15 protein-coding genes are annotated in these 12,354 nt (G+C 68.1%); 8 read left to right on the top strand and 7 right to left on the bottom strand.

Going from position 1 to position 12,354, the window contains the following annotated elements; all coding sequences use genetic code 11:
• Positions 1 to 9: 9 nt before the first annotated feature.
• A complete protein-coding gene (locus AABN02_RS11150; RefSeq protein ID WP_338415006.1) occupies positions 10 to 1,530 on the top strand; it encodes an aldehyde dehydrogenase family protein in 1,521 nt (506 codons plus the stop codon).
• Positions 1,530 to 1,904 carry a DUF779 domain-containing protein gene (locus tag AABN02_RS11145; RefSeq protein ID WP_338415005.1) on the top strand — a complete coding sequence of 125 codons (375 nt, stop codon included), beginning with the start codon at positions 1,530 to 1,532 and terminating at the stop codon, positions 1,902 to 1,904. The genes AABN02_RS11150 and AABN02_RS11145 overlap by 1 nt, the downstream gene beginning before the upstream one ends.
• Here the strand turns inward: AABN02_RS11145 and nadC are convergent.
• Positions 1,882 to 2,739, bottom strand: coding sequence for a carboxylating nicotinate-nucleotide diphosphorylase (gene nadC / locus AABN02_RS11140; protein WP_338415004.1), 858 nt, complete (start codon positions 2,737 to 2,739; stop codon positions 1,882 to 1,884). The genes AABN02_RS11145 and nadC overlap by 23 nt on opposite strands.
• A 166-nt stretch (positions 2,740 to 2,905) precedes the next feature.
• On the opposite strand from nadC, the gene AABN02_RS11135 reads away from it, so the two are divergent.
• The 5 genes from AABN02_RS11135 to AABN02_RS11115 all read left to right on the top strand — a co-directional run bounded on the left by AABN02_RS11135 (position 2,906) and on the right by AABN02_RS11115 (position 6,677).
• Positions 2,906 to 3,403: a rubrerythrin family protein gene (locus AABN02_RS11135; protein WP_338415003.1), complete on the top strand. Its 498-nt coding sequence runs from the start codon at positions 2,906 to 2,908 to the stop codon at positions 3,401 to 3,403.
• Positions 3,404 to 3,458: 55 nt separating this feature from the next.
• Positions 3,459 to 3,635, top strand: a complete 177-nt coding sequence (locus AABN02_RS11130) for a rubredoxin (RefSeq protein WP_338415002.1) — start codon at positions 3,459 to 3,461, stop codon at positions 3,633 to 3,635.
• On the top strand, positions 3,635 to 4,777 hold the full coding sequence (locus AABN02_RS11125; protein ID WP_338415001.1) for an FAD-dependent oxidoreductase: 1,143 nt from the start codon (positions 3,635 to 3,637) through the stop codon (positions 4,775 to 4,777). The genes AABN02_RS11130 and AABN02_RS11125 overlap by 1 nt, the downstream gene beginning before the upstream one ends.
• Positions 4,778 to 4,802: 25 nt before the next feature.
• Positions 4,803 to 5,492 carry a Crp/Fnr family transcriptional regulator gene (locus tag AABN02_RS11120; protein WP_338415000.1) on the top strand — a complete coding sequence of 230 codons (690 nt, stop codon included), beginning with the start codon at positions 4,803 to 4,805 and terminating at the stop codon, positions 5,490 to 5,492.
• Between the two features lie 102 nt (positions 5,493 to 5,594).
• The gene (locus AABN02_RS11115; protein ID WP_338414999.1) at positions 5,595 to 6,677 is read left to right on the top strand and encodes a tyrosine-type recombinase/integrase; all 1,083 of its coding nucleotides are present in this window, start codon (positions 5,595 to 5,597) and stop codon (positions 6,675 to 6,677) included.
• Positions 6,678 to 6,701: 24 nt separating this feature from the next.
• On the opposite strand, the gene AABN02_RS11110 is transcribed toward AABN02_RS11115, so the two are convergent.
• On the bottom strand, positions 6,702 to 8,147 hold the full coding sequence (locus AABN02_RS11110; protein ID WP_338414998.1) for a hypothetical protein: 1,446 nt from the start codon (positions 8,145 to 8,147) through the stop codon (positions 6,702 to 6,704).
• Positions 8,148 to 8,187: 40 nt separating this feature from the next.
• Complete coding sequence (locus AABN02_RS11105; RefSeq protein ID WP_338414997.1) at positions 8,188 to 8,757, bottom strand: hypothetical protein; 570 nt, start codon at positions 8,755 to 8,757, stop codon at positions 8,188 to 8,190.
• Positions 8,758 to 8,888: 131 nt separating this feature from the next.
• On the opposite strand from AABN02_RS11105, the gene def reads away from it, so the two are divergent.
• A complete protein-coding gene (gene def, locus AABN02_RS11100; RefSeq protein ID WP_338414996.1) occupies positions 8,889 to 9,425 on the top strand; it encodes a peptide deformylase in 537 nt (178 codons plus the stop codon).
• Here def and AABN02_RS11095 read toward each other — a convergent pair.
• Genes AABN02_RS11095 through aat form a run of 4 tightly spaced genes read right to left on the bottom strand, consistent with a single transcriptional unit; the run spans position 9,410 to position 12,354 of the window.
• Positions 9,410 to 10,351, bottom strand: coding sequence for an SPFH domain-containing protein (locus AABN02_RS11095; protein WP_338414995.1), 942 nt, complete (start codon positions 10,349 to 10,351; stop codon positions 9,410 to 9,412). The two genes, def and AABN02_RS11095, sit on opposite strands and share 16 nt — an antisense overlap.
• Before the next feature lie 18 nt (positions 10,352 to 10,369).
• Complete coding sequence (locus AABN02_RS11090) at positions 10,370 to 10,807, bottom strand: NfeD family protein (RefSeq protein WP_338414994.1); 438 nt, start codon at positions 10,805 to 10,807, stop codon at positions 10,370 to 10,372.
• A gap of 36 nt (positions 10,808 to 10,843) precedes the next feature.
• Complete coding sequence (locus AABN02_RS11085; protein WP_338414993.1) at positions 10,844 to 11,584, bottom strand: arginyltransferase; 741 nt, start codon at positions 11,582 to 11,584, stop codon at positions 10,844 to 10,846.
• The gene (gene aat / locus AABN02_RS11080) at positions 11,581 to 12,354 is read right to left on the bottom strand and encodes a leucyl/phenylalanyl-tRNA--protein transferase (RefSeq protein ID WP_338414992.1); all 774 of its coding nucleotides are present in this window, start codon (positions 12,352 to 12,354) and stop codon (positions 11,581 to 11,583) included. Before aat ends, AABN02_RS11085 begins: the two co-directional genes overlap by 4 nt.

Here is a 12,354-nt window from a genome sequence, read left to right as displayed (position 1 = left end):
AGACATTCCATGATCTACGCCCAACCCAACACCCCCGAAGCCAAGGTCCAGTACAAGGCCCGCTACAACAACTTCATCGGCGGCCAGTGGGTCGCGCCGGTGAACGGCCAGTACTTCGACGTGATCACCCCGATCAGCGGCCAGGTCTACACGCAGGCCGCCCGTTCCACCGAAGCCGACGTCGAGCTGGCGCTGGACGCCGCCCACGCCGCCAAGGCCGGCTGGGCCGCCACGCCCCCGAGCGTGCGCGCCAACCTGCTGCTGAAGATCGCCGACCGCCTGGAGCAGAACCTGGAGCTGCTGGCCTATGCGGAAACCGTGGACAACGGCAAGCCGATCCGCGAGACGCTGAATGCCGACATCCCGCTGACGGTCGACCATTTCCGCTACTTCGCTGGCTGCGTGCGCGCCCAGGAAGGCGCCCTGAGCGAGATCGACGGCGAGACCATCGCCTACCACTTCCACGAGCCGCTCGGCGTCGTCGGCCAGATCATTCCCTGGAACTTCCCGATCCTGATGGCGGCCTGGAAGCTGGCTCCGGCCCTCGGCGCTGGCAACTGCGTGGTCCTGAAGCCGGCGGAATCGACCCCGATCAGCATCCTGGTGCTGGCCGAGCTGATCGCCGATCTGCTGCCCCCGGGCGTGCTGAACATCGTCAATGGCTATGGCCGTGAAGCCGGCATGCCGCTGGCCACCAGCAAGCGCATCAACAAGATCGCCTTCACCGGCTCGACCGCCACGGGCCGAGTCATCGCCCAGGCCGCCGCCACCAACCTGATCCCGGCCACGCTGGAGCTGGGTGGCAAGTCGCCCAACATCTTCTTCGAAGACATCATGGATGCCGACGATGCCTTCTTCGACAAGGCGATCGAAGGCATGGTGCTGTTCGCGTTCAACCAGGGCGAGGTCTGCACCTGCCCGTCGCGCGCGCTGATCCAGGAATCGATCTACGAGCCTTTCATCGCCCGCGTGCTGGAGCGCGTCAAGGCGATCAAGCAGGGCAGCCCGCTCGACACCGACACCATGATGGGCGCGCAAGCCTCCGCCATGCAGATGGACAAGATCCTGTCCTATCTGGACGTCGGCAAGGCCGAAGGCGCGCAGGTGCTGATCGGTGGCGAACGTGCCGAACTCGGTGGTGAACTGGCCGGCGGCTACTACATCCAGCCGACGCTGTTCAAGGGCAATAACAACATGCGCGTCTTCCGCGAAGAGATCTTCGGCCCGGTGCTGGCCGTGACCACCTTCAAGGACGAAGCCGAAGCCCTGGCCATCGCCAACGACACGGTCTACGGTCTGGGCGCTGGCGTGTGGAGCCGTGACGGCAGCCGCGCCTACCGCATGGGCCGCGCCATCCAGGCTGGCCGTGTGTGGACCAACTGCTACCACGCCTACCCGGCACACGCGGCATTCGGTGGCTACAAGGAATCCGGCATCGGCCGCGAAACCCACAAGGCCATGCTGGACCACTACCAGCAGACGAAGAACCTGCTCGTCAGCTACTCGCCGAACGCGCTGGGCTTCTTCTGATGCCCGGGGACACGACGTTCGCCGTGTCCACCCGCGTGTCGGCCACCGATGCTGCGCTGGCCCACCTGGCCACGCTGCATCGGCAGCATCCCGGGATGCTGCTGTACCAGTCGGGAGGCTGTTGTGATGGCAGCAACCCGCTGGCGCTGAATCCCGGCGATCTGTCGCTCACCGTGACCGACCAGTGTGTCGGGACGGTGGGCGCCGTGCCGTTCTACATCGACACGCGCCAGTGCGGCTACCTGCTGGGACAGGCGCTGACCATCGATCTGCGGCCCGGCAACCTCGGCTCGTATTCGCTGGAAGACGGCACCGGCTGGTACTTCGTGACGCTCACGCCGACCTGCCCACTCACTTCACGATCTTCATCGTGATGTCCACCGCGCGCAGGTGCTTGGTGATCGAGCCCACTGCGACGCGGTCCACACCCGTCTCCGCCAGCGAGCGCACGTTTTCCAGCGAGGCGCCGCCGGAATACTCCACCAGCGTGCGGCCGCCGCAGTCGCGGTGCTCGTGCACCATGCGCGCCACCGTCTTCACCAGCTCCAGCGGCAGGCTCTCCACCAGCACCAGATCGATGTCCTCGTCGAGCGCGACGCGCGTCTCTTCGCGGGTGCGGATCTCGGCCATGATCGGCACGTTGAGACCCATCGCCCGCGCGTAGTGGATGGCCTCGCGCAGGCCGCCCGCGGCGGCGCTGTGCACGTCCTCGATCAGGAAGCCGTCGTACAGCCCGAGCCGGTGGTTCAGGCCGCCGCCGACCAGCACGGCGTATTTCTGCGCACTGCGCATCCCCGGCAGTGTCTGGCGGGTGTCGACGATGCGTGCACCGGTGCCGGCCACCGCGTCCACATAGCGGCGCACCGAGGTGGCCGTGCCGCTGAGGGTCTGCAGGAAATTCAGCGCGGTGCGCTCGCCTGTGAAGATCGCGCGGGCGCAGCCGGTCACTGTGCAGAGCAGGTCATCGGGCTGCACGCGACTGCCTTCCGGCATGGCCCAGCTCACCGAGATGGTCGGGTCGATCATCTGGAACGCGGTCGCGAACCACGGCTGGCCACAGAGCACCGCGGCCTCGCGCGTTGTCACGCGGGCGGTCACGATCTGCCCGCGTGGCAGCAGCACGGAAGTGACATCGCCGGGGCCGATGTCCTCGGACAGGGCTTGCTCCACGCACAGGTTCAGGTCGGCGGGCGGGGGGGTGGTGTTCATCAGGACAGTTCCGGCAAGGGCAGCAAGGGCAAACGGGGCATGGGCCGATTTTCGCCGCAGTCGGCGCACCCCATAAGATAGAACCTATCAATCGATTCGCCAAACACAATTGGTCTATCACGCCTGCGAGGTCTACGATTCACCCATCGACCACCAGGAGCACCACATGAGCACCCAGCGCCCCGAGATCAAGACCATGGCCAACCTCGAATCCGCCTTCGCCGGCGAGTCGATGGCGCACGTCAAGTACCGCTACTTCGCCAAGCTGGCCCGCGCCATGGGCGACGAGGACACCGCGCGCACCTTCGAGGCCACCGCCGACCAGGAACTCATGCATGCCTTCGGCCACCTGGACCTGCTCTACCCGAAGGCCGACATGACGCCGGCCCGCGCGCTGGAAATCGCCATTGCCGGCGAGACCTACGAATACACCGAGATGTACCCCGGCTTCCGGGCCACCGCCGAGGCGGAAGGCCAGGCCGCCGCTGTCGCTGAAATCGACGGGCAGATCAACGAGAGCCGCGAACACGCCGAGCAGTTCCAGCGTGCGCTGCAGGACACGCTCGCCAAGGCGCAGAAGCGTTTCGCTGCACTGGCCCGGGTCGAGGAGCGCCACGCCGCGCACTACCAGGCCCAGCTCGACAAGGTCCGCGCCGCGGTCTGAGTTCGTTCATCTGCCCCCTCCAGAATCCAACCCTTTTCACCGGAACCCTCACACCATGGCAACCCTCCACACCACCTACGTCTGCGTCGTCTGCGGATTTGTCTACGACGAGGCCGCAGGCCGCCCTGAAGACGGCATCGCGCCGGGTACCCTCTGGGCCCACGTGCCGGCCGACTGGTGCTGCCCGGACTGCGGCGTCGGCAAGGCCGACTTCGAGATGGTGCAGATCTGATGACGGCGCCGGTCGTCATCGTCGGCTCCGGGCTGGCCGGCTGGACGGTCGCCCGCGAACTGCGCAAGCTGGATGCGGCGGTGCCCATCGTGATGGTCACCGCCAGCCCCGGCCACTTCTACGCCAAGCCGACGCTGTCCAATGCGCTGGCCCTTGCACGCACGCCGGCGCAGATCGTCAGCACTGCCGCGGAACCGATGGCCGCCGCATCCAGCGTCACGCTGCTGGCTGAAACGACGGTGACGGGCATCGACGCGGCCGCGCACACCGTGTCGCTGTCCGACGGGCAGACGCTGGCCTACCGCGATCTGGTGCTGGCCAACGGCGCGCAGCCCATCGTCCTGCCGATGGCCGGCAACGCGGCGCAGCGGGTGTACCGCGTCAACCACCTCGAGGACTACACCGCCTTCCACGCTGCGCTGGGCGACGCGCCCAAGCGTGTGCTGGTGATCGGGGCGGGTCTGATCGGCTGCGAGTTTGCGAACGACCTCGTGATCGGCGGCCACCAGGTCCGCGTGGTGGACCCGGCGCCGCGTCCGCTCGCCAGCCTGCTGCCAGCGGAAGCCGGCTTGGGCCTGCAGACCGCACTGGCCGCCGCCGGCGTGGTCTGGCACTTCGGCACCTCGGTGGCGTCGCTGGATCAGTCCGACAGCGGCAGCCTGCTGGCCACCTTGGCGGACGGGCAGACGCTCGAAGCCGACCTCGTGCTGAGCGCAGTGGGCCTGCGGGCCGACACCCGACTGGCGCAGGCTGCTGGCGCGGTCTGCGAACGGGGCATCGTCGTGGACGAGCGGCTCGGCACCACGCTGCCAGGCGTCTGGGCGCTGGGCGACAACGCGCAGTACCCGGGCGGGCGCATCCTGCCCTTCGTGATGCCGATCATGTCGGCGGCCAAGGTGCTGGCAGCGAATCTCGCCGGGCAGTCCGCGACACTGGCGTTCCCGGTGATGCCGGTGGCGATCAAGACGCCGGCCTGGCCCGTGCTGGTGGTGCCACCGCGGATGGGACTGGCGGGCACCTGGCAGTCTGCCGGGGAGCTGCGCTGGGACTTCCGGGATGCCGACGGTGCCTTGCGCGGCTTCGTGCTCGCCGCGGGACAGCGCAGTCAGCGGGCCGCCTTGATCTCGACGCTGGTGGCTTGACGCGGACGGGGCCTAGGATGGCGGGATGCTGTCCTCTGACCTGTCCTTCATCGTCGACCACTCCACCTGGGGCCGCGCCCTCAGCCCTGCCGAACGTGCCCTGGTCATGGCCACCACGACCGAGCGCCACGTCCGTGCAGGGGAGGGCATCGTCAGCGTCGGCGATGCCGCGGCGCACTGGCTCGGCCTGATCGACGGCCTGGCCAAGATGTCGGTCACCGCCGCCGATGGCCGCATCACCACGCTCACCGGGGCGTCCCGCGGGGCGTGGTTCGGGGAGGGCTCCCTGCTGCGGCATGAGCCCTTCCGCTACGACGTCATCGCCCTGCGCGACAGCCACATCGCGGAGCTGCCCCGCGCGACCTTCGAGGCGCTGCGGCAGGGCAGCCTGCCGTTCAACCACTGCCTGCAGCACCTGATGAACGCGCGGCTCGGCCTGTTCATCGGCATGCTGCGCAATGACCGGCTGCTTGCGCCGGACGCCCGTGTGGCCGCCTGTCTGGCCAGTCTGTACAACCCGGATCTGGCGTTCGACCCCGGGCCGCGCCTCGACCTGACCCAGGCGGAAATCGCCTTGCTGGCCGGTGTCTCGCGCCAGCGGGCCAATCAGGCACTCCAGCGGCTGCATGAACGGGGGCTGGTCTGCCTGGGCAGCCGGGGCCTGCAGATCCCCGACGTCAACGGCCTCCAGACCTATGCCTTCAAGCCAATTTAAATACTAACGGCTAAGCATCAGGGAAACCGGATACCCTGCGATACCGGGCTGCGCAGTTCCCATGGGTTTGCGAATCAGGTGTATTTTCGTTAGTATCTTTTCATGCTGAACGAGACCCTCTCCCTGTTTGCCCCATCGGATGGAGATGCGCTGGCCGAGGCGCTGAATCTCCAGTTCACGACCTGGCTGGCATCGTCACCGGCCCGTGGCCCGCGCCAGCAGGGCGCCTTGCGCGAGGAGTCGGCCCAGATCTATGCCGACATGTGGCAGGCGTTCATCGCCTACTGCGCGCCCTTCGACGAGGACTCCGGCACGCGCAGCGTTCTCCTAGATCCACGGAGGGAACTGAGTCGGGACGATCTCGTCCGGTTTCTGGCGTTCGCCGCCATCCGGCCGCAACGGCAGAGCCGGACCGGACGTGTCCACGCAGAGCTGACACCGCGTTACGCGTGGCGCCTGCTCCAGTTGATCGACCGCGTGCTCAACCACGGCCGTGAAGAACTGGGGCAGGAGCCTCTCGAAGCCCCGCTGCAACTGATGCAGGAAGCGCCTTACCGTTACGCCAACGCATCGGCGCTGACGCCCGTGCCGGACGTGCTCACCGAGTCCCAGGCGGCGGCTCTGATCGCCCACTGCACGTCCGTGTCCAAGGTCACGGACGGTCTGGGCTCCCCATGGAAGGTGATCCGCGACCGCAGCGCAGTGGCATTGATGCTGGGGGCCGGTCTGGCGCCTGGCCAGGTGCGCGTGCTGTCGCTGGACGACGTGTCGATCGACGGTGGCAACGAACCCGGCGTGCCATGGCGGCTCTCGGTGGCCGCCGATGGCAGTTCTGCGGCGCATCAGGTGCCCATTGCCCAGTGGGCTGCGCGGGAGCTGCGCTTCTGGCTGGATGTGCGTGCCCGGCAAGGGGCGGCCATGTTGCAGTCACCGTGGGTGTTTCCATCGACGATCACCGGCAAGGCCTGGTCGCACCCGGCGTGTCACCGGGCCGCGGTGGCCGTGATGGAGGAGGCGGGCATCGATGGCGGATCCCCGTTCCGCCTGCGGCACACCTTTGCCGTTCGCCAGTTGCTCAATGGCCATGCAGAAGAGGAAGTGGCCCGCTGGATGGGCTACGCCGACACCGGACCGATGAAGCGCTACCGGCACGTGCTGGCCGCACCACCGAGCGGCATTGCCTGAGTCGCTGTACGGTGACCGTCCCGTTCAGAGTGGCAGGCGTTCGCAGCGTGTGAGCCGGGCGTATTCCTGCTGCGCCTGCGCGCTCGCGTGCCGGTCGAACTGGGCTTGCAGCCGCGCCAGCTGCCGCAGCCGCATCAGCTTGTCCAGTTGCGTCAGGCTGCGGTCCAGTGTCTGCTGTTCCTGTGCGATGCGGACCAGGCGATCCTGTTTCGCCACCAGCACGGGGTAGGTCGCGGTCTGGCCCAGCAGAAAATTCTGCGCAACCCCCACGTCATTGGCGAGGAACTGGGCATAGGCCGCCGTGTGCGGATGGGCGGCGGCGGGCCAGCGCTGGGTCAGTGCGCGGCGCAGCGTGGCCTGCAGGCGGTCAATTTCGGCGCCCACCCGCTGGGATTCCTCGACCAGGCGGTGCAGCCGGCCGGTCATCTCCTTCTGGCGGGTTTCCAGCGCATCGACCAGCGCACGCCCCCGCAGCGGGAGCCGAAGGCGTTCCGCCAGCGCCATGGAGACACGGCCGTATTCGTTGTCTGGCTCGGTGACGGTGTCGACATAACGCAGCCACACCGGCTGCCAGCGTTCGAGGTAGGTTTCGGTCGATGCGCGGGGCAGCTCGGCACTGTCGCCTTCGATCACCGCGTAGAGGTGGGCCTCGTGCAGGCTCACGACGCGGTTGCCGTCCAGATCCGCCGAGCGTAGCAAGGGGCTTCCGGTCCGGGTGCGGCCGGTGAGTGCCGAGAACAGCTGCGTGGTGTAGTCGCCGCTGCCCGGGTCCGCGCCACCGGCCGGGCAGCGTTGGCCCGTGCCCAGATGGTCCACCGGCTCGGCGGTGAAGGCGCAGCGGTTGTGGCGGCCCAGGCTGCGCAGGTCCCGGGCGCTCGGCCGGATGAGGCGCTGGAATCCGCTGGAATGGCACTGGGACAGGACGAAACGCATCGGGGTGTTCGCCGGCACATGGCTGGCGAGGGCGTCCAGTTCCCGCACCGAGAGGCCCGTGTTGTCCCACAGGCGCAGCGTGTTGCCCGCGGAATCGGCGGCGTCGGACAGCCCCGGGCCGGTATAGACCAACAGTCCCCGGTCGGCGGTGCCCAGGGTCGCGAAGTCCTTGTCCAGCGCGGCCGACAGCGTGTCCGCCCGCGCGCCGGCCAGCGTGCTGCCGATCCGGAAGCGTCGCCCGGACACGGCGTTGAAGGCTTGCTGGCCAAACACGCGCGCCAGTGGCTGCAGCGCCGCTTGGCCGTCGGTCGCCTTTCCTCCGGGTCGGGTTTCGATCACCTCCGGCGTCGGATCGGCGGTGAAAGTCTGGGTGCTTGAACCACCGGGCAGGCCGCGCAAGGTCTCCGCCAGCCAGAGGGTGGTCGCTGCGCTGCGGTTGTCCGGACTCCGGGCATCTGGCTCGCCCGCCACCAGCCAGGCGTGCGTGGCGCCGGCGGCCGATCCCAGCCCGCCCGCGAGCGCGCAAGCGAGCACCACGACCAGACCGGTTCGGCCGGCAGCGCGGCGTCTGCGTGGCTCAGTATTCGACGGGCTGCGTGGTCGGTGGTTCATGGGGCATCAGGGTCGGAACTGGCGGGGCGACAGGGGGTCTCGCGGGCGCAATCGGAGCGGGCGCCGGTGCAGGCGGTGACACGGGTGTCCAGGTCTGGCGGCGCTGCACCCGCAGACGGGGCCGGTGCGTGAGCGCGGCGTACAGCCCGCCAATGAGCAGCGCCACACCGCCCAGCACCAGCGAGGCTGGACGGTGCCAGCTCAATCCGACCAGCCCGCCGAGCATCAGCCCCCCAGCGCCGCAGAGCAGCCCGAGCACCAGCGAGGCCCGTCTGGCTGATCGGCCACCCATCAGGACCCCCAGCGCCCATGCCACGCTGCCACAGGCATACAGGCCGGCCATCAGCAGGGGCAGATCGGCAAAGCCTTGCCACAGCCATTCGCTGTAGACACGCTGCGCCCAGTCCTGCGTCGCGACGCTGTCGCCCAGCGTCAGATCAATGGCGATCAGGCCGAGCGCGATCAGCAGCAAGGCCAGCCAAGGCAGCAGCAGCCACGCCAGAACGGCGCGGCGGTGTATCCAGCGGTGGATCAACGAAGCAACTCCAGGGCCGGAAGCGGCCACAAAACGCCAATATTCTCACATCAAGCCGGTACCGCCTCGTTTGTCGATCGCCGTTCCCGACTGAGGTATCGTGCGTGCATCCCCCTGATCGACGACGAAACATGCCCGTACGAGACATCCTGAAAATGGGAGATCCGCGCCTGCTGCGGGTCGCCCACCGTGTCGAGGCGTTCGACACCCCCGAGCTGCACGCGCTGGTGGCCGATCTCTTCGACACCATGCACGCCGTGAATGGCGCTGGTCTGGCGGCGCCTCAGATCGGCGTCGACCTCGCGGTCGTCATCTTCGGTTTTGGACAGAACCAGCGCTATCCGGATGCGCCCCCAGTGCCACGCACGGTATTGATCAACCCGACGGTCACGGCGCTGTCAGACGAGGAGGAGGACGGCTGGGAAGGTTGCCTGTCCGTGCCCGGCCTGCGCGGTGTGGTGCCCCGCTGGTCCCGCATCCGCTACAGCGGCTGGGACCAGACTGGCGAGCGCATCGAGCGGGAGGTCACCGGCTTCCATGCGCGGGTGGTCCAGCACGAGTGCGACCACCTGATCGGCACGCTCTACCCGATGCGCATCCGGGACTTCAGCCGCTTCGGGTTCACCGACGTGCTGTTTCCCGGACTGGATGCTCAGGACGACGACTGATCGTTGTCCTTGCCGCCCGCAGGCGGCTTGCGCATCAGCGCCATCGCGGTGCCGATGAGCCCGGCGACCTCGCTCATGTTGCCGGGCACGATCATCGTGTTGTTCTTCTGCGCCAGCTGCGCGTAGGCCTCCACCGCCTTTTCCGCCACCTTCAACTGCACGGCCTCGGCGCCGCCGGGTTGCTGGATGGCGCTGGCGATCTTGCGGATGGCGTCCGCGGTGGCGTCGGCCACCAGGGTGATCGCCGCGGCTGCGCCGTTGGCCTTGTTGATCTCGGCCTGCTTCTCGCCCTCGGACCGGGCGATGAAGGACTCGCGCTGGCCCACCGCGATGTTGATCTGCTCCTGCTTGCGGCCTTCGGAGGCGGCGATCAGCCCGCGCTTCTCGCGCTCGGCGGTGATCTGCTGCTGCATGGCGTGCAGGATCTCGTTGGGCGGCGTCAGGTCCTTGATCTCGTAGCGCAGCACCTTGACGCCCCAGTTCAGCGCCGCCTCGTCGAGCGAGGCGACCACCGACGCGTTGATGATCTCGCGCTCCTCGAAGGTCCGGTCCAGCTCCATCTTGCCGATCACCGAGCGCAGCGTCGTCTGCGAGAGCTGGGTGATGGCGCTCACGTAGTCGGACGAGCCGTAGCTGGCGCGCATCGGATCGGTGACCTGGAAGTAGAGGATGCCGTCGACCTTGAGCTGCGTGTTGTCGCGCGTGATGCAGACCTGGCTGGGCACATCGAGCGGGATTTCCTTCAGCGAATGGCGGTAGGCCACGCGGTCGACGAAGGGAATCAGGAAGTTCAGCCCAGGCAAGAGGGTGCCGTGGAACTTGCCGAGCCGCTCGATCACCCAGGCGTTCTGCTGGGGCACGACCTTGAGCGCTCGGGAGACGAAGAGGATCGCCACGACCAGCACAACCAGCGCAAACATGTCCATGGGGGTCTTTCGAGGCGCTCAGGGCGCTTGGGTGGAGGGGATGGGGCCAAGCACCAGGCGGGCGCCATCGACAGCAACGATGGCGCATTCACCGGGACCGGGAGGCAGTCCGTCGCCCTGCCAGCGCGCCTGCCAGGGCGCGCCGCGGTAATGCACGGTGGTCAGGCCATCCTGCTGCCAGCGGGTGACCTTGACGTGGTGCCCGATGTCCAGATCGAACTCGGCGGCCGGCCGACCGCGGGCGGTCCGCAGCCGCCACCACCACAGCAGCGCCATCGCCACACCGCCCACCACGGCACACACCAGCATCTGGCTGGGGAGCGGGGCGCCCAGCTGCGCGGTCAGGCCCGCAGCCGCCATGCCGATCGACAGCAGCAGCAGGTAGACCGTGCCGGTCAGCAACTCGGCACCGACCACAAATCCAGCGGCGATCCACCACAGCATTGATTCGCTCATGCAGCCAGTGTAGGCCGCTGTCGAGTCAAACCGGTGTCAACCGTGGCGATGCCACGTTCCCGCGGTCAGAACCTCGTTCGGCCGGTACTGTTCCTTGTAGACCATCTTGCGGCTGTTCTCGATCCAGTAGCCCAGGTAGACAAACGGCAGGTTCAGCGCGCGGGCCTGCTCGATCTGCCACAGGACGTTGAAGGTGCCGAAACTGGCCTCGTCCTCGGGCTCGTAGAAGGTGTAGACCGCCGAGAGGCCGTCGTTGAGCACGTCCAGGATCGACACCATCTTGAGCGCGCCGGGCGTGCCGTCCGCCTGCGCAGGTTCCCGGAACTCCACCAGCCGCGAGTTCACCCGGCTTTGCAGCAGGAACTGGGTGTACTGGTCCACCGAGTCCTGGTCCATGCCGCCGCCGCTGTGGCGAACCGTCTGGTACTTCAGGTACAGCGCGTAGTGCTCCGGCACGAAGCGCAGGCGGGTCACGCTGACTTGCAGCGCCTGGTGGTCACGCCAGGCCCGGCGCTGGCTGCGGTTGCGCTTGAATTCGCCGACGCACACGCGCAGCGGCTGGCAGGCCTGGCAGCCGTCGCAGTAGGGCCGGTAGGTGAACAGCCCGCTGCGCCGGAATCCGGCCGAGACCAGCTCCGAATAGGTGTCCGCGTTGATCAGGTGCGAGGGGGTGGCGACCTGCGATCTGGCCATGCGCCCGTCCAGATAGCTGCAGGCATAGGGCGCCGTGGCATAGAACTGGAGTTCCGCTAGCGGGAGATCCTGGGGGTGCGTCACGCGGGTTCACCGGTCAGTGGATCGGAGTCGAGCGGCAACTGCCGCCACAGCGCCACATCATAGGTCCAGCGCGGAGGCGGGGGCAGGGCGGTTGCGCGGGCGATGTGGGTCTCGAAGGCGGCGCGCTCGACCGGCGCCGCGCCCAGCGAGGCCAGATGTCGGGTCTGCTGCTGGCAGTCGATCCACGCGACGCCCTCGGCGCGGCAGAAGGCCACCAGCGCAGACAAGGCGATCTTCGAGGCATCGGTCTGCAGCGCGAACATCGATTCGCCGTAGAACATCCGCCCGATGCAGACACCGTAGAGGCCGCCGACCAGCCGCCCGTCGATCCAGGTCTCGAAGGAGTGGACCCCACCCGCGGCGTGCCACCGGTGGTACGCCTGCTGCAGTTCAGGGACGATCCAGGTGCCGTTCTGGCCTTCGCGGGCCACACCGGCGCAGTGGCCGATCACCTGCGCGAAGGCGCTGTCGATGCGCACCTCGCAACCGGGTGTCGCCACGAAGCGCCGCAGCACCTTCTTCAGCGAGCGGTGCAGCCTGAACTGCGCCGTCTGCAGCACCATGCGCGGGGCCGTGCTCCACCAGAGGATCGGCTCACCGGGGCTGTACCACGGAAAGATGCCGCGCCGGTAAGCCTGTTCCAGCCGCGGCAGGCTGAGTTGGCCGCCCGCACAGAGCAGGCCCGGCGCGTCGGTCTCCGGCCCGAGCGCCCGGCTGGTCGGCGGAAACGGCGCCCGTCCGTCGTCGTTGTCCGGGAGCCAGTCGATCAT

The sequence above is a fragment of the uncultured Sphaerotilus sp. genome (genome assembly GCF_963924895.1).
GTDB lineage: Bacteria > Pseudomonadota > Gammaproteobacteria > Burkholderiales > Burkholderiaceae_C > Sphaerotilus.
Note: the sequence above shows the minus strand (reverse complement) of the source record. Positions and strands in the feature narration are given on the sequence as shown.

Bases quoted from the DNA above. Each gene is read 5' to 3' on its own strand.
- AABN02_RS11150 (WP_338415006.1), top strand. From the start codon at position 10: ATGATCTACGCCCAACCCAACACCCCCGAAGCCAAGGTCCAGTACAAG.
- AABN02_RS11145 (WP_338415005.1), top strand. From the start codon at position 1,530: ATGCCCGGGGACACGACGTTCGCCGTGTCCACCCGCGTGTCGGCCACC.
- nadC (WP_338415004.1), bottom strand. From the start codon at position 2,739: ATGAACACCACCCCCCCGCCCGCCGACCTGAACCTGTGCGTGGAGCAA.
- AABN02_RS11135 (WP_338415003.1), top strand. From the start codon at position 2,906: ATGAGCACCCAGCGCCCCGAGATCAAGACCATGGCCAACCTCGAATCC.
- AABN02_RS11130 (WP_338415002.1), top strand. From the start codon at position 3,459: ATGGCAACCCTCCACACCACCTACGTCTGCGTCGTCTGCGGATTTGTC.
- AABN02_RS11125 (WP_338415001.1), top strand. From the start codon at position 3,635: ATGACGGCGCCGGTCGTCATCGTCGGCTCCGGGCTGGCCGGCTGGACG.
- AABN02_RS11120 (WP_338415000.1), top strand. From the start codon at position 4,803: ATGCTGTCCTCTGACCTGTCCTTCATCGTCGACCACTCCACCTGGGGC.
- AABN02_RS11115 (WP_338414999.1), top strand. From the start codon at position 5,595: ATGCTGAACGAGACCCTCTCCCTGTTTGCCCCATCGGATGGAGATGCG.
- def (WP_338414996.1), top strand. From the start codon at position 8,889: ATGCCCGTACGAGACATCCTGAAAATGGGAGATCCGCGCCTGCTGCGG.
- AABN02_RS11095 (WP_338414995.1), bottom strand. From the start codon at position 10,351: ATGGACATGTTTGCGCTGGTTGTGCTGGTCGTGGCGATCCTCTTCGTC.
- AABN02_RS11090 (WP_338414994.1), bottom strand. From the start codon at position 10,807: ATGAGCGAATCAATGCTGTGGTGGATCGCCGCTGGATTTGTGGTCGGT.
- aat (WP_338414992.1), bottom strand. From the start codon at position 12,354: ATGATCGACTGGCTCCCGGACAACGACGACGGACGGGCGCCGTTTCCG.